This is a genomic window from Streptomyces sp. NPDC058052 (assembly GCF_042885515.1).
Classification (GTDB): Bacteria; Actinomycetota; Actinomycetes; order Streptomycetales; family Streptomycetaceae; genus Streptomyces.
In genome coordinates, this window is record NZ_JBHVRX010000020.1 from 34,801 (window position 1) to 49,130 (window position 14,330).

At 70.9% G+C, this 14,330-nt stretch carries 19 protein-coding genes, 1 tRNA gene and 1 riboswitch; of the genes, 7 read left to right on the forward strand and 13 right to left on the reverse strand.

Going from position 1 to position 14,330, the window contains the following annotated elements:
• Positions 1 to 18 precede the first annotated feature (18 nt).
• Positions 19 to 339: a DUF3618 domain-containing protein gene (locus ACFVU3_RS25415; protein WP_390069590.1), complete on the reverse strand. Its 321-nt coding sequence runs from the start codon at positions 337 to 339 to the stop codon at positions 19 to 21.
• Between the two features lie 125 nt (positions 340 to 464).
• Between ACFVU3_RS25415 and bcp the strand changes: the two genes are divergently transcribed.
• The 4 genes from bcp (at position 465) to ACFVU3_RS25435 (ending at position 2,453) form a co-directional block, all read left to right on the forward strand.
• Positions 465 to 932, forward strand: a complete 468-nt coding sequence (gene bcp / locus ACFVU3_RS25420; protein ID WP_390069592.1) for a thioredoxin-dependent thiol peroxidase — start codon at positions 465 to 467, stop codon at positions 930 to 932.
• Positions 933 to 1,076: 144 nt separating this feature from the next.
• On the forward strand, positions 1,077 to 1,718 hold the full coding sequence (locus tag ACFVU3_RS25425) for an HNH endonuclease signature motif containing protein (RefSeq protein WP_390069594.1): 642 nt from the start codon (positions 1,077 to 1,079) through the stop codon (positions 1,716 to 1,718).
• A complete protein-coding gene (locus ACFVU3_RS25430; RefSeq protein ID WP_390069596.1) occupies positions 1,715 to 2,368 on the forward strand; it encodes an HNH endonuclease signature motif containing protein in 654 nt (217 codons plus the stop codon). The genes ACFVU3_RS25425 and ACFVU3_RS25430 overlap by 4 nt, the downstream gene beginning before the upstream one ends.
• A gap of 12 nt (positions 2,369 to 2,380) precedes the next feature.
• A tRNA-Leu gene (locus ACFVU3_RS25435) sits at positions 2,381 to 2,453 on the forward strand.
• A gap of 52 nt (positions 2,454 to 2,505) precedes the next feature.
• On the opposite strand, the gene rdgB is transcribed toward ACFVU3_RS25435, so the two are convergent.
• The 4 genes from rdgB to ACFVU3_RS25455 all read right to left on the reverse strand — a co-directional run bounded on the left by rdgB (position 2,506) and on the right by ACFVU3_RS25455 (position 4,732).
• Positions 2,506 to 3,114, reverse strand: a complete 609-nt coding sequence (rdgB, locus tag ACFVU3_RS25440; protein WP_390069598.1) for an RdgB/HAM1 family non-canonical purine NTP pyrophosphatase — start codon at positions 3,112 to 3,114, stop codon at positions 2,506 to 2,508.
• Between the two features lie 10 nt (positions 3,115 to 3,124).
• On the reverse strand, positions 3,125 to 3,511 hold the full coding sequence (locus tag ACFVU3_RS25445; RefSeq protein WP_390069600.1) for a hypothetical protein: 387 nt from the start codon (positions 3,509 to 3,511) through the stop codon (positions 3,125 to 3,127).
• A gap of 148 nt (positions 3,512 to 3,659) precedes the next feature.
• Positions 3,660 to 4,391: a ribonuclease PH gene (gene rph, locus ACFVU3_RS25450; RefSeq protein WP_390069602.1), complete on the reverse strand. Its 732-nt coding sequence runs from the start codon at positions 4,389 to 4,391 to the stop codon at positions 3,660 to 3,662.
• A gap of 107 nt (positions 4,392 to 4,498) precedes the next feature.
• A complete protein-coding gene (locus tag ACFVU3_RS25455; protein ID WP_043228148.1) occupies positions 4,499 to 4,732 on the reverse strand; it encodes a glucose PTS transporter subunit EIIB in 234 nt (77 codons plus the stop codon).
• Between the two features lie 237 nt (positions 4,733 to 4,969).
• On the opposite strand from ACFVU3_RS25455, the gene ACFVU3_RS25460 reads away from it, so the two are divergent.
• Both ACFVU3_RS25460 and ACFVU3_RS25465 read left to right on the forward strand, forming a co-directional pair.
• Positions 4,970 to 6,274 carry a PTS transporter subunit EIIC gene (locus tag ACFVU3_RS25460; RefSeq protein ID WP_390069604.1) on the forward strand — a complete coding sequence of 435 codons (1,305 nt, stop codon included), beginning with the start codon at positions 4,970 to 4,972 and terminating at the stop codon, positions 6,272 to 6,274.
• Positions 6,275 to 6,540: 266 nt separating this feature from the next.
• Positions 6,541 to 7,794, forward strand: coding sequence for a PTS transporter subunit EIIC (locus tag ACFVU3_RS25465; protein ID WP_390069605.1), 1,254 nt, complete (start codon positions 6,541 to 6,543; stop codon positions 7,792 to 7,794).
• Between the two features lie 92 nt (positions 7,795 to 7,886).
• On the opposite strand, the gene ACFVU3_RS25470 is transcribed toward ACFVU3_RS25465, so the two are convergent.
• A complete protein-coding gene (locus ACFVU3_RS25470; RefSeq protein ID WP_390069607.1) occupies positions 7,887 to 8,639 on the reverse strand; it encodes an MBL fold metallo-hydrolase in 753 nt (250 codons plus the stop codon).
• A 206-nt stretch (positions 8,640 to 8,845) separates the two neighbouring features.
• Here ACFVU3_RS25470 and ACFVU3_RS25475 point away from each other — a divergent pair, with 206 nt between their 5' ends.
• Positions 8,846 to 9,352, forward strand: a complete 507-nt coding sequence (locus ACFVU3_RS25475; RefSeq protein WP_390069609.1) for a type II toxin-antitoxin system PemK/MazF family toxin — start codon at positions 8,846 to 8,848, stop codon at positions 9,350 to 9,352.
• A 9-nt stretch (positions 9,353 to 9,361) separates the two neighbouring features.
• On the opposite strand, the gene ACFVU3_RS25480 is transcribed toward ACFVU3_RS25475, so the two are convergent.
• From ACFVU3_RS25480 to ACFVU3_RS25510, 7 genes are all read right to left on the reverse strand, one after another.
• Positions 9,362 to 10,312 (reverse strand): PLP-dependent cysteine synthase family protein, encoded by a 951-nt coding sequence (locus ACFVU3_RS25480; protein WP_390069611.1) that lies wholly within the window; start codon positions 10,310 to 10,312, stop codon positions 9,362 to 9,364.
• Between the two features lie 5 nt (positions 10,313 to 10,317).
• Positions 10,318 to 10,596 carry a MoaD/ThiS family protein gene (locus ACFVU3_RS25485; RefSeq protein WP_390069613.1) on the reverse strand — a complete coding sequence of 93 codons (279 nt, stop codon included), beginning with the start codon at positions 10,594 to 10,596 and terminating at the stop codon, positions 10,318 to 10,320.
• Between the two features lie 94 nt (positions 10,597 to 10,690).
• Positions 10,691 to 10,807 carry a putative leader peptide gene (locus ACFVU3_RS25490; RefSeq protein ID WP_355958135.1) on the reverse strand — a complete coding sequence of 39 codons (117 nt, stop codon included), beginning with the start codon at positions 10,805 to 10,807 and terminating at the stop codon, positions 10,691 to 10,693.
• Positions 10,808 to 10,851: 44 nt separating this feature from the next.
• Positions 10,852 to 11,649, reverse strand: coding sequence for an ABC transporter ATP-binding protein (locus ACFVU3_RS25495; protein WP_390069615.1), 798 nt, complete (start codon positions 11,647 to 11,649; stop codon positions 10,852 to 10,854).
• Complete coding sequence (locus tag ACFVU3_RS25500; protein WP_390069617.1) at positions 11,646 to 12,719, reverse strand: FecCD family ABC transporter permease; 1,074 nt, start codon at positions 12,717 to 12,719, stop codon at positions 11,646 to 11,648. Before ACFVU3_RS25500 ends, ACFVU3_RS25495 begins: the two co-directional genes overlap by 4 nt.
• Positions 12,716 to 13,693 carry an ABC transporter substrate-binding protein gene (locus tag ACFVU3_RS25505; RefSeq protein ID WP_390069619.1) on the reverse strand — a complete coding sequence of 326 codons (978 nt, stop codon included), beginning with the start codon at positions 13,691 to 13,693 and terminating at the stop codon, positions 12,716 to 12,718. Before ACFVU3_RS25505 ends, ACFVU3_RS25500 begins: the two co-directional genes overlap by 4 nt.
• A gap of 37 nt (positions 13,694 to 13,730) precedes the next feature.
• Positions 13,731 to 13,869: riboswitch (cobalamin riboswitch) on the reverse strand.
• Between the two features lie 22 nt (positions 13,870 to 13,891).
• Complete coding sequence (locus ACFVU3_RS25510) at positions 13,892 to 14,317, reverse strand: Mov34/MPN/PAD-1 family protein (protein WP_390069621.1); 426 nt, start codon at positions 14,315 to 14,317, stop codon at positions 13,892 to 13,894.
• Positions 14,318 to 14,330 lie beyond the last annotated feature (13 nt).

Here is a 14,330-nt window from a genome sequence, read left to right on the forward strand (position 1 = left end):
CGAACCTACCGGCCGGGCTCAGCCCTTGCGCCGCCGGGAGGAGGTCAACAGCAGCCCCACGACCGCGACGGCCACCACGGCGGCCGGGACCACGCGCTCCAGGCGCGGGGCGCCGTCCTCGTCGGTGAAACGTGCCTTCACGTCGGACACGACCCGGTTCACGGCGACGAACGCCCGCCCCGCGGTCTCGTCGACGGTCGAGGCGACCCTGGCCTTCGCGTCTCCGATGATCGTCTTCGGATGCATCCGAATGCCGATCTCGTCGAGCGTGACGGCGAGCTGGTCGCGCCGGCGGACGATGTCCGCCTCGATCTGCGCAGGGGTCCTGGCGTCCGACACCGCGCTGCCTCCGTAGTCGTGATCCGGTCGTTGATGGACAGTCTGTCAGTTCCGCCGCCGGGAGGCCGTCCCCGACCCCCATTAGGCTCATCACGTACGCGCACACCCCCCGAGGAGAGCGAGCCATGAGCGAGCGACTGCAGCCCGGCGACACCGCCCCCGCCTTCACCCTGCCCGACGCGGACGGCAACGAGGTCTCCCTCGCGGACCACAAGGGCCGCAAGGTCATCGTCTACTTCTACCCGGCCGCCCTCACCCCGGGCTGCACCAAGCAGGCGTGCGACTTCACCGACAACCTCGACGTCCTCGCCGCCGCCGGCTACGACGTCATCGGCGTCTCCCCCGACAAGCCGGAGAAGCTCGCGAAGTTCCGCGAGAAGGAGAACCTGAAGGTCACCCTGGTCGGCGACCCCTCCAAGGAGACCCTGGAGGCGTACGGCGCCTTCGGCGAGAAGAAGCTCTACGGCAAGGTCGTCACGGGCGTCATCCGCTCCACGGTCGTCGTCGACGAGGAGGGCAAGGTCGAACACGCCTTCTACAACGTCAAGGCGACCGGCCACGTCGCCAAGATCATCCGCGACCTGGGCATCTGACCTCCGGTCCGCCCCGCGACGGGCCCGCCCCCTCCCCACCGGAGGGCGCGGGCCCGTCCGTTTTCCTACGCCAAAGGGCGTAACCGTCCGATATTCGGCTCGTTGATGTGTGCGAGATCCGTACGGGGGAAGGGGTCCGATCCGATGGGGACGAGTCCGTACACGCAGGATCGGCTGGAATCGGCGGCCCGAGGGGCGCGGACGCTGACCGAGGCGCTGGAGCGGCTGGGGGTGGACCCGAGGAGCGGATCGCGGCGCTATCTGCACGACCGCATGCGGAAGCTGGGGGTGGACACCTCACACTTCGAGCGGGAGGGAGTGCGGTGGACGCGGAAGATGCTGGCGGAGGCGGTGGCGGCGTCCACGAACATGTGCGAGGTGCTACGGCTGCTGGGTGTGGAGGTGGTGGGCGGGCAGCACACGCACATCAGCCGCCGGATCAAGGCGTACGGCATCGACATCTCGCATTTCCGGGCGCCGTCCCAGCGTGGCAGATCCTGGCGCCCTCGGTCCCCTGAGTCCTTCCTCACCCTCCAGACCGGTCCAGAGGCCCGACGCGTCCCGAGCGACCGCCTCGCCTGGGCGATGACAGAGGCGGGGGTACGGAGACAGTGCGCGAGGTGCGGCAACGACGGCGTCTGGCGTGGCCGCCCGCTCCGGCTGGAGATCGACCACATCGACGGCGACTGGCGCGACAACCGCATCGAGAACCTGCGGTTCCTCTGCCCGAACTGCCACTCGGCGACGGACAACTACCGAGGGCGCGGGAAGGGGCGTCTCCGGTGAGGGAAGGGATCCGCTACACCCGCGAGCGGCTGACCGAGGCAGCGTCGCAGTGCCCGGACATCAGCGAAGTCATGGAGTTCTTCGGAGTGCAGCCATGCGACAAGCTGCGCCGCTATCTTCTGAAGCGCTTCGCCCACTACGGCATCGACATCTCGCACTTTCCCCACCGGCGGCGCGGCAGGCAGCCACCTCGCCCGACACAGGAGGACCTGCGGAGCGCGGTCGAGAGATCCCTCTCCGTCTCCGGCGCCCTGCGCCTCCTGGGACGGCCGGACAGTGGGCGGATGCGTGAGCTGTTTCGGCGGTGGACGGCAGAGGACGACCTGGCCACCTCGCACTTCCTGGGGCAGGCCCACCACCGAGGCAGGTCCGGTCCGACGCGACCGGCGGCGGAGATCCTGGTCAAGCACAGCGGCAGGCGCAGGACCAGGACGCATCTGCTCCGGCGCGCGCTCCGTGAGGTGGGTACGCCCCAGGAGTGCGCCGAATGCGGCACCGGCCCCGAGTGGCTCGGGGAGCCGATCACTCTGGAGATCGATCACGTCGACGGGGACTGGAGCGACGACCGGCGCGAGAACCTGCGCTTGCTGTGCCCCAACTGCCATGCGGCCACGGACACCTGGTGCCGGGGCGGACGGCGAGTAGAGTAGGGCATCGTGTACGCGCCCGTACGCCAAGGGCTGAGCGGCGATCTTTAGGTGGTCGTGTCTGTCGGTTCGAATCCGACCGGGCGTACCTCACGAACGGCTCGGTGCGGTCTCCGCACCGAGCCGTTCGCGTTCCGGGCTCAGCCCAGCAGCTCCCGCACCACCGGGGCCAGGGCCCTGAATGCCTTGCCCCGGTGGCTGATGGCGTTCTTCTCCGCCGGGGTCAGCTCCGCGCAGGTCACGTCGCGGCCGGCGGGCTGGAGGATCGGGTCGTAGCCGAAGCCGTTGGTGCCGGCCGGCTCGTGGCGGAGGGTGCCCTCCATGCGGCCCTCCACCACGCGCTCCGTGCCGTCGGGCAGGGCCAGGGCGGCCGCGCAGGCGAAGTGGGCCGCGCGGTGCTCGTCGGCGATGTCGGAGAGCTGGGCCAGGAGCAGGTTCAGGTTGGCCTTGTCGTCTCCGTGGGCGCCGGCCCAGCGGGCGGAGAAGATGCCGGGGGCGCCGTTCAGGACGTCGACGCAGAGACCGGAGTCGTCGGCCACGGCCGGAAGGCCCGTCGCCCGGGCGAGGGCGTGGGCCTTGAGGAGGGCGTTCTCCGCGAAGGTGACGCCCGTTTCCCTGACGTCGGGGATGTCCGGGTACGCGTCCGCGCCGACGAGGTCGAGGTCGAGGCCCGCGTCGGCGAGGATCGCGTGGAGTTCGGTGATCTTGCCCGCGTTGCGGGTGGCGAGGATCAGGCGCTGTCGGGTCATGCCCCGATTATCAGGGGCTGCAGACCTTGCCCAGCTCGGTGGCGGCGCTGGTGATCGGGGAGATGTCGGGGGTGGCGTCGCCGTTCTTCACCGCGTCGCGGACCGTCTCGACACCCTTGGTGAGGTCCTCGACGGCCTTGGACAGGTCGGCGTTGTCCGTCGTGTCCTTGAGGTCGTTCAGCTCCGTGGAGATGGAGTCGAGGGACTCCTCGACCTTGGTGACGTCGTTGGTGGCGTTGGCCACGGCGTCCTGGAGCTTGCCCACCGAGGTGGCGATGGCTTCGGCCGTCGTGACGCAGTCCATCGCCTTGTCGATGGCGTCGCAGCCGGTCAGGGCGAAGGTCGTCACGGCTGCCGCCGTGGCGACGGCGAGCTTTATGGTGCGGCGGCGCTTCACTTTCGGGTCCTCCCCGGGTTGCGAACAGATCGACGGGGCGCACGGTACGGCCGCGCGCCCCTTGCCGTAAAGGACGCAGCCCGCCGGGGGGCAGTTGCTCAGGGGTTTCCCTGAGACTTCCCCTAGGGGATGGGCGGGGAGGGGTGGGTCAGAGGGTGGCGTCCAGCGCCTTGCGCTGGAGGTCGGCCAGGTCGGCGCAGCCGGCGGCGGCCAGGTCGAGGAGGGCGTTGAGTTCGTCGCGGTCGAAGGGCTCGGCCTCGGCGGTGCCCTGGACCTCGACGAAGCGGCCGTCGCCGGTGCAGACGACGTTCATGTCGGTGTCGGCGCGGACGTCCTCCTCGTAGCAGAGGTCGAGGAGGGGGACGCCGCCGACGATGCCGACGGAGACGGCGGAGACGGTGCTGGTGAGCGGCTTCCGGCCGGCCTTGATCAGCTTCTTGCCCTGGGCCCAGGCGACGGCGTCGGCGAGGGCGACGTAGGCGCCGGTGATGGCGGCGGTGCGGGTGCCGCCGTCGGCCTGGAGGACGTCGCAGTCGAGGACGATGGTGTTCTCGCCGAGGGCCTTGTAGTCGATGACGGCGCGGAGCGAGCGGCCGATGAGGCGGGAGATCTCGTGGGTGCGGCCGCCGATCTTGCCGCGGACGGATTCGCGGTCGCCGCGGGTGTTGGTGGAGCGGGGGAGCATGGAGTACTCGCCGGTGACCCAGCCCTCGCCGCTGCCCTTGCGCCAGCGGGGGACGCCTTCGGTGACGGAGGCGGTGCAGAAGACCTTGGTGTCGCCGAAGGAGATGAGGACGGAGCCCTCGGCGTGCTTGCTCCAGCCGCGTTCGATGGTGACGGGGCGGAGCTGTTCGGGGGTACGGCCGTCGATGCGAGACATGGGACGAGCCTAGCTCCATCGGCGGCGTCTTCCGGTGCGCGCCCGGGGACGCACGAGGGCCCGTTCCCCTGCCGGAACGGGCCCTCGTCAGCTGGTGTGTCAGCTGCTCACATCATGTCTTCGATCTCGGCGGCGATCGGGTCGGCGTCGGTGCCGATGACGACCTGGATGGCGGTGCCCATCTTCACGACGCCGTGGGCGCCGGCGGCCTTGAGCGCGGCGTCGTCGACGAGGCTGGCGTCGGCGACCTCGGTGCGCAGGCGGGTGATGCAGCCCTCGACCTCTTCGATGTTGTCGATGCCGCCGAGCCCGGCGACGATCTTCTCAGCCTTGGTGGCCATGTGTTTCTCCCTGTCCGTTCCGTTCGCGGGACACGCGAATCTCGGCGCACCGGCGGTCCGCTTCGTCACGGTAACCCACGGTTGGCCCAACTTCGCGAGCGCATGCCGCCGTTCTGCCGAATGATGACGATCACCGGCGGCCTGTCCTCAGCGGGCTCCCGGAGCCTACCGCAAGTGGTCTACACCAGTGTGCAACGAGACGCGGCCCCGGGTTGTTCCGGGACAGGGAGGTCGCCGATGAGTACGGACAGCTCAGCAGCGGGATCGAGATCGAGGAAGGTCTCGTGGGGAGGCTTCTTCCAGGGCCTGCAGAAGATGGGCCGCAGTCTGCAGCTTCCCATCGCCGTGCTTCCGGCCGCGGGCATCATCAACCGCCTCGGCCAGCCGGACGTCTTCGGCGCCGACGGTCTCGGCTGGGACAACGTCGCCAAGGTGATGGCCGGCGCGGGCGGCGCGCTGCTCGACGGCAGTCTCGGTCTGCCGCTGCTGTTCTGCATCGGTGTCGCGATCGGCATGGCGAAGAAGTCGGACGGCTCGACGGCGCTGGCCGCGGTGGTCGGCTTCCTCGTCTATTACACGGTGCTGCGCCAGTTCCCGAAGGACTGCCCGACGGGGACGACGGACATCGGCGGGGGATGCCTCGGCGTGGACGACTCCTTCGCGGGGTACACGTACCAGAACCCGGGTGTCTTCGGCGGCATCATCATGGGTCTGCTGACCGCCTATCTGTGGCAGCGGTACCACCGCACGAAGCTGGTCGACTGGCTGGGCTTCTTCAACGGGCGGCGGCTCGTCCCGATCATCATGTCCTTCGTCGGCATCCTCTTCGCCGCGCTCTGCCTGTGGATCTGGCCGCCGATCGGTGACGCGCTGGAGAGCTTCAGCGACTGGCTGGTCGGGCTCGGCGCCTGGGGTTCGGGCATCTTCGGCGTGGCGAACCGCGCGCTGCTGGTGATCGGTCTGCACCAGTTCCTGAACGTGCCCATCTGGTTCCAGTTCGGTTCGTACACGAAGCCGGACGGCACGGTGGTCCACGGTGACATCAGCATGTTCCTGGCGGGCGACCCGGAGGCGGGCCAGTTCCTGACGGGCTTCTTCCCGATCATGATGTTCGCGCTGCCGGCGGCGGCCCTGGCGATGACCCACTGCGCGCGCCCGAACCGCCGCAAGGAGGTCGGCGGCCTGATGCTGTCGGTGGCGCTGACGTCGTTCGTCACCGGCATCACGGAGCCGCTGGAGTACTCGTTCCTCTTCATCGCCCCGGTGCTGTACGCCATCCACGCGGTGCTGACGGGTGTGTCGATGGGCGTGACGTGGGCGCTGGGGGTGAAGGACGGCTTCAGCTTCTCGGCGGGTCTGATCGACTACGTCATCAACTGGAACCTGGCGACCAAGCCGTGGCTGATCATCCCGATCGGCCTGTGCTTCGCGGTCGTGTACTACGTGATCTTCCGGTTCGCGATCACCAGGTTCAACCTCCCCACGCCGGGCCGTGAGCCCGAGGAGGTGCAGGAGGAGATGGAGCGGGACAACACGAAGTAGAACCGTCCGTTCCGGGGCTTTCGGGCCCTTGGCGGGAGGACGGAAAGGCCCCTGGACCTCGTGGTCCAGGGGCCTTTTGTCACGCCTTCATCACTATGCCGGGACGAGAAAAATTCGCAGGTTCCTTATCTAAGTCTCACGTGCTACAACTGGTCTACACCACTCATTGGTGTAGACCACGCGGTCCAGACCACCGCGTTCCCGAGACGCCGCCGTCACCCCCTTTCACTGTCCTCTGGCGGCGCCTTGCCTACTGGAGGAAGTTGATGAGTACGGCCACCGCCCAGGCCGCCGCTCCCGCGAAGAAGCGCGGATCCGGCCTGTTCCAGGGCCTGCAGAAGGTCGGTCGCAGCCTGCAGCTGCCGATCGCCGTTCTGCCGGCCGCGGGTATCTTGCTCCGTCTCGGCCAGCCTGACGTCTTCGGCGAAAAGGGGCTCGGCTGGGACAAGGTCGCGTCGGTCTTCGCCACCGCCGGTGGCGCGGTCTTCGACAACCTGCCCCTGCTCTTCTGCATCGGCGTCGCCATCGGCTTCGCCAAGAAGGCGGACGGCTCCACCGCCCTGGCCGCCCTGGTCGGCTTCCTGGTCTACAGCAACGTGCTGAAGGCGTTCCCGGTCGCCGAGGCCGTCATCCAGCCCGGCGAGGACATCGCCGCGAAGTACAACAACCCGGGTGTCCTCGGCGGCATCCTCATGGGTCTGATCTCCGCGGTCATCTGGCAGAAGTACCACCGCACCAAGCTGGTCGACTGGCTCGGCTTCTTCAACGGCCGCCGCCTCGTCCCGATCATCATGGCCTTCGTCGGCACCCTCGTCGGCGTCGTCTTCGGCCTGGTCTGGGAGCCCATCGGCAACGGCATCTCCAGCTTCGGCGAGTGGATGACGGGCCTCGGCGCCGCCGGTGCCGGCCTCTTCGGCCTCATCAACCGCGCGCTGATCCCGGTCGGCATGCACCAGTTCGTCAACACCGTCTCCTGGTTCCAGATCGGCGACTTCACCGACGCCGCCGGCAAGGTCGTCCACGGCGACCTCAACCGCTTCTTCGCCGGTGACCCGAGCGCCGGAATCTTCATGTCGGGCTTCTTCCCGATCATGATGTTCGGCCTCCCGGCCGCCGCCATCGCCATCGCGCACGCCGCCCGCCCCGAGCGCCGCAAGGCCGTGATGGGCATGATGGTCTCCCTCGCGCTGACCTCGTTCGTCACCGGCATCACCGAGCCGATCGAGTTCACCTTCATGTTCATCGCGCCGGTCCTGTACGCGGTGCACGCGGTCCTCACCGCCGTCTCGATGGCCGTCACCTGGGCCTTCGGCGTCCACGCCGGCTTCACGTTCTCGGCCGGCGGCATCGACTACCTGCTCAACTGGAACCTGGCGACCAAGCCGTGGCTGATCATCCCGATCGGTCTCGTCTTCGCGGCGATCTACTACGTGGTCTTCCGCTTCGCGATCACCAAGTTCAACCTCACCACCCCGGGCCGCGAGCCCGAGGAGGAGGTCGAGGACCTCACCAAGGCGTGAGCCCTCCCCGTACGAGGCGAAGGCCCCGGAACCCTCAGGGTTCCGGGGCCTTCCCCGTGTCCGCGGACGTCCGTACGCGGCCGGGCCGGCGCTCAGACCTCGTAGACCGCGCCCGCCTTCGCCAGCTCCGCCGGGCCCTCGTACACCGCGCGGGCGTCGGCGAGGTTCCGCTCGCCGTCCGTCCACGGCGGGATGTGGGTGAGGACGAGGCGGCCGACCCGGGCCCGGGTCGCGTGGGCGCCGGCCTCGCGGCCGTTGAGGTGGAGCTCCGGGATGTCCTCCTTGCCGTGGGTGAAGGACGCCTCGCAGAGGAAGAGGTCCACCCCGTCGGCGAGTTCGTGGAGGGAGTCGCAGACCCCGGTGTCCCCGGAGTACGCGAGGGAGCGGCCGCCGTGCTCGACCCGGATGCCGTACGCCTCCACCGGGTGGCACACCTTCTCGGTGCGGACGGTGAAGGGCCCCAGCTCGAAGGTGCCCGAGTCCAGGGTGCGGAAGTCGAAGACCTCGCTCATCGAGGTCGGCGACGGGGTGTCCGCGTACGCCGTGGTCAGGCGCTGCTCGGCGCCCTCGGGGGCGTACACGGGGAGGGCGTCGCAGCGGCCGCCCTCGTGCCGGTAGTAGCGGGCGACGAAGTAGCCGCACATGTCGATGCAGTGGTCCGCGTGGAGGTGGCTGAGGAAGATCGCGTCCAGGTCGTACAGGCCGATGTGGCGCTGCAGCTCGCCGAGGGCGCCGTTGCCCATGTCGAGAAGCAGCCGGAAGCCGTCGGCCTCGACGAGGTAGCTCGAACAGGCCGATTCCGCGGACGGGAACGACCCGGAGCAGCCGACGACGGTGAGCTTCATAGGAGCGTGAACCTCCGTGGACGGGTGCGGTCAGGCACGCAAAGGGGAGGGGGAGGCCGTGCGGTCAGACGAGCGTAAGGCGCACGGGGGCCGGTCGCTCCTTCGTGGCGGCCCGTTGTGGGCGAACTCACGGGCTCTGTCACCGGTTCGGATGGACGGCGGGGCGCGGCGGCGCGGTGACCCGGGCGCCGGTAACGTCATGGGGTATGGACACGTCGTGGTGGCCCGCGCTGGCCGCGGTCGTGGTGATCGCGCTGGTGGTGGCGGTCGCCTCAGGGTCCCCCCGGACGAAGTTCGGGGGAGGACGGCGGCGCGCTTCGCGCCGCCCGGCTCCGGGGCGCGCCCGCCCGCCGGTCCGCACCCGCCCTCCGGGGAGGCCCGCGGGGCGGAAGCCGGGTGGGCGGGCGCCGCGGGCGCGGGAGATCTGGTGGGCCGCGGTGCCCTTCGAGGACGGCCCGGGGTCGAAGGACCGCCCGTGTCTGGTGCTGTCGGTACGCGGGGACAGCGCGCTGGTCGCGAAGATCACCAGCAAGTACCACGACGAGCGGCCCGGGGTGATCGCGCTGCCGCCGGGGGCGGTGGGCGACGCGCGGGGGCGGCCGAGCTTCCTGGAGACGGACGAGCTGCGGGACGTGCCGGTCGCGGATTTCCGCCGGAAAGCGGGAGAGGCGGACCCGGTCCTCTGGGACCAGGTCCGCCATCTCGCGCGGTAGGGATCGGGGTCAGGCCCAGAGCTGGCCCTGGACGGCCGCGATCGCCTCTTCGGTCGTGGCGGCCGTGTAGAGGCCGGTCGACAGGTACTTCCAGCCGCCGTCGGCGACGACGAAGGCGATGTCGGCGCTCTCTCCGGCCTTGAGGGCCTTGTTGCCGACGCCGATGGCCGCGTGCAGGGCCGCGCCGGTGGAGACGCCGGCGAAGATGCCCTCCTGCTGGAGGAGTTCGCGGGTGCGGGTGACGGCGTCGGCGGAGCCGACGGAGAAGCGGGTGGTGAGGACGGAGGCGTCGTACAGCTCCGGGACGAAGCCCTCGTCGAGGTTGCGGAGCCCGTAGACGAGGTCGTCGTAGCGCGGCTCGGCGGCGACGATCTTGACGTCGGGCTTGTGCTCGCGCAGGTAGCGGCCGACGCCCATGAGGGTGCCGGTGGTGCCGAGGCCGGCCACGAAGTGGGTGATCGAGGGCAGGTCGGCGAGGATCTCGGGGCCCGTGGTGGCGTAGTGGGCGCCCGCGTTGTGCGGGTTGCCGTACTGGTAGAGCATCACCCAGGTGGGGTTCTCGGCGGCGAGCTCCTTGGCGACGCGCACCGCCGTGTTGGAGCCGCCCGCCGCGGGGGACGAGATGATCTCCGCGCCCCACATGGCGAGCAGCTGCCGGCGCTCCTCGCTGGTGTTCTCGGGCATGACGCAGACGATGCGGTAGCCCTTGAGCTTGGCTGCCATGGCGAGCGAGATGCCGGTGTTGCCGCTGGTCGGCTCCAGGATGGTGCAGCCGGGGGTGAGGCGGCCGTCCTTCTCCGCCTGCTCGATCATGTGGAGCGCGGGGCGGTCCTTGACCGAGCCGGTCGGGTTGCGGTCCTCCAGCTTCGCCCAGATGCGGACGTCGTCCGAGGGCGAGAGCCGGGGGAGGCGGACGAGCGGCGTGTTGCCGACCGCCGCCAGCGAGGAGTCGTAGCGCATGTGGATCAGACCATGCCGCCGGCGACGGCCGGCAGGATCGTGACGCTGTCGCCGTCGGCCAGCTTGGTGTCGATGCCGTCGAGGAAGCGCACGTCCTCGTCGTTCAGGTAGACGTTGACGAAGCGGCGGAGCTTGCCGTCGTCCACGATGCGGGCCTCGATGCCGGCGTGGCGGGTCTCCAGGTCGGCGAAGAGCTCGCTGAGGGTCGCGCCGCTGCCCTCGACGGCCTTCTCGCCGTCGGTGTAGGTGCGGAGGATGGTCGGGATGCGGACCTCGATGGCCATGGCGTGGGCTCCTGTCGGAAGTGACGTGGTGGGCGCGCTGCTGGGGCCCCCGCGCGGAGGGGGGTCGTGCGTGAGGTGCGTTCGGCCAGGTCGCTCAGAGCGCGGCGCGGGACGGACAGATCGCGCTGGCGAGGCGACACAGGTCGACGTGCAGGCGCGCCACAAGCAGCGGGGTGCCTGGCGTCTCTTCGCTCACGTCGTGGGAAACCATGCGGTCATCGTATCGATTCCCGGTCCGGGTTCCGGAATGTGATCTCAGATGCTGGATGATTTCTGACCGAGGGCCGGACCCGCCGCCTGACCGGGGAGGTAGAGGACGGTCGGGGTGCCCGTCCGGGGGTGCGGGACGACGTCGGCCTCCACGCCGTAGACGGCCGCGAGGAGTTCCGGGGTGAGGATCTCGGCGGGGGTGCCGCCGGTGACCACCCGGCCGGCTTCGAGGACGTAGAGCCGGTCGCAGTGGGCGGCGGCGAGGTTGAGGTCGTGGAGCGCCAGGAGGTTGGTGGTGCCCAGGGTGCGGACGAGGGCGAGGACGTCGATCTGGTGGCGGATGTCCAGGTGGTTGGTCGGTTCGTCGAGGACGAGGAGTTCGGGCTCCTGGACGAGGGCGCGGGCGACGAGGGCGCGCTGGCGTTCGCCGCCGGAGAGGGTGGGGTACGGGCGGTCGGCGAGGCCGGCCAGGCCGACCCGGGCGAGCGCGGTGTCGGCGCGGTCGAGGTCGGCGGCGGTGTCGCCCTCCCAGAAGCGTTTGTGCGGGGAGCGGCCGAGGGCGACGAGTTCGCGGACGGTGAGCTCGAAGTCGACGGAGGAGTCCTGGGGGACGGTGGCGACCCGGCGGGCGCGGGCCTTGGGGCCGAGCCGGGCGAGGTCGGCGCCGTCGAGGAGGGCGCGGCCGGAGGTGGCGGCGAGGGTGCCGTAGACGCAGCGCAGGAGGGTGGTCTTGCCGCTGCCGTTGGGGCCGATGAGGCCGACGGTCTCGCCGGGGCGGGCGGTGAGGTCGGCGGCGCGGAGTCGGTCCTCGTAGGAGAGGGCTTCGACGCGGAGTCCGGTCACAGGGCGGCTCCTTCGGGGCGGCGGCGCATCAGCCAGAGGAAGAAGGGTCCGCCGGTGAGGGCGGTGAGGACGCCGACGGGGATGTCCTGGGGTGCGGCGAGGGTGCGGGCGCCGAGGTCGGCGGCGACGAGGGCGACGGCCCCGCCGAGCGCGGCGACGGGCAGCAGTCTGCGGTGCGGGGCGCCGACGGCGAGCCGGGCGGCGTGCGGGGCCATGAGGCCGACGAAGCCGACGGCGCCGCTGGCGGCGACCATGACGGCGGTGACGAGGGAGGCGAGGACGAAGACGGCGGCGCGGAAGCGGCCGGTGTCGAGGCCGAGGACGGTGGCTCCCTCGTCGCCGGTGAGGAGGAGGTCGAGGGGGCGGGCGAGGGCGAGGAGGACGCCGGTGCCGAGGACGAGGACGGCGGTGGGGAGCGCGAGGGTGTCCCAGCGGGCGGAGCCGAGTCCGCCGAGGGACCAGTACAGGGCCTCCTGGAAGTGCTCGGGCCGGCCGGCGGTGACGAGGAGGAGGGTGGTGAGGGCGGAGAGGACGTAGGAGACGGCGACGCCGGCGAGGACGAGCCGGGGGCCGCTCATGGTGGAGCCGCGGCGAGCGAGTCCGTAGACGAGGACGAGGGCGAGGAGGGAGCCGGCGAAGGCGCCGGCGGGGAGGGCGAGGGCGGTCGTCGCCCCGATGCCGAGGACGATGACGAGGACGGCGCCGGTGGAGGCGCCGGAGGAGATCCCGAGCAGGAAGGGGTCGGCGAGCCGGTTCCGTACGAGGGCCTGGAGGACGGCGCCGACGACCGCGAGCCCGGCGCCGACGACGGCGCCGAGCAGGACCCGGGGCAGCCGTACGTCGAGGACGATCGTGCGGTACGGGGAGGGGCCGGCCCGCCCGGTCAGGGCGTCGAGCACCTGGCCGGGCGGGATCCGTACGGAGCCGAGCGCGAGGGAGGCGAGGACGGCGGCCGCGAGCGCGGCGAGGAGTCCGGCGACGACGGCGGTGTACCGGGCCCGCCCGGGCGCGGGCCGCCGCGCGGGGGCGGGGGCGGTCTCCGGGCGGGCGGGGCGGGTTCCGGTGGTCATCGGCGGGTGGCCGGGTGGAGCTGGGCGGCGAGCTTGCCGACGGCGGCGGGGACGCGGACGCCGAGGACGGTGTCGGAGAGCGGGAGGACGGCGAAGCGGTGGTTCCTGATCGCGGGGACGTCCTTGAGGGCGGGGTCGTCGAGGAGGCGGCGCTTCTTCTGCTCGACGGTGGTGGAGCCGTAGTCGTAGATGAGGACGACCTCGGGCCTGCGGGCGACGACCTCCTCCCAGGAGGCGTCGCCGAAGGGCTTGTCGAGGTCGGCGAAGACGTTGCGGCCGCCGGCGCGGGCGATGACGTCGTTGCCGATGCCCCGGCCGCCGGCGGTGAAGGCGGTCTTGTCGCCGCTGTCGTAGACGAAGACGGAGACCGGTTCCACGCCTTCGATCCGCCGGCCGGTGGCGGCGAGGGTGGCGCGGGCGTCCTCGTTCCACCGTTCGGCGCGGTCGGGGACGCCGAAGGTGCGGCCGACCTCGGTGATCTCGCGGTAGAGGTCGTCGACGGAGACGGCGCCGGTGGTGCAGTACTCGGTGTTGAGGCGGGTGGCGACGCCGGCGTCGGCCAGGTCGTCCCTGCTCCGGCCGGCCTTGGCGTCGAAGGCGCTGGTGTAGCCGCCGTAGACGAAGTCGGGGTTCGCGGCGAGGAGGGCCTCCTTGGAGGGGTACTCCTTCGCGAGGACGGGGACGGAGCGGTACGCCTTCGCGTAGGCGGGGAGGACGGCGTCGTCGAGGTAGGCGGTGCCGGCGAGGGACTTCTCCAGGCCGAGGGCGAGCATCACCTCGGTGACGTGCTGGTTCATGGTGACCGCGCGCTTCGGCGGGGCCTGGAGGGTGGTGGTCGTGCCGCAGTTGGTGATCTCGTACGGGAAGCCGGGCGCGGGCTTCGCGGTGCCGGGGGCGCTCGCGGGGGCGGCGGTGCAGGCGGCGAGCAGGGGCAGCAGGGCGGCGGCGAGCGGCAGCCGGTGACGCCAGGTCATGGCGGAGCCTCCTCCGGGGATTTCCACGTCCCCGATCGGTGGTGAGAAGGCGGCAGGTCAGTTCCTGGCTGGCGGCCCCCGGGCGGGGGCCGGTCACAGTGGCGGGACCGCGCCGGATTCGTCACCGGCTTCCTGGGTCCTGCCGCCCTGAAAGGTCGCGCACAGACTACTGGTCCGGACGCGCGGGGAGGGGTACGGCTACGCGTACTCCTCGACGACCTTCACGTCCTCCTCCGTCACGACGCCGTCGACGATCGTGTACGAGCGGAACTGGAAGGGTCCGGCGGCGTCGGTGTCGGCCGTGGAGACGAGCACGTAGTGGGCGCCGGGCTCGTTGGCGTAGGTGATGTCGGTGCGGGACGGGTACGCCTCGGTCGCCGTGTGCGAGTGGTAGATGATCACGGGCTCCTCGTCCCGGTCGTCCATCTCGCGGTAGAGCTTGAGGAGGTCGGCGGAGTCGAACTCGTAGAAGGTGGGCGAGCGGGCGGCGTTGAGCATCGGGATGAACCGCTCGGGGCGGCCCGCGCCGACCGGTCCCGCGACGACGCCGCAGGCTTCGTCGGGGTGGTCCGCGCGGGCGTGTTCCACGATCCGGTCGTACAGGGCCCGGGTGATGGTCAGCATGCCGACAGGATAA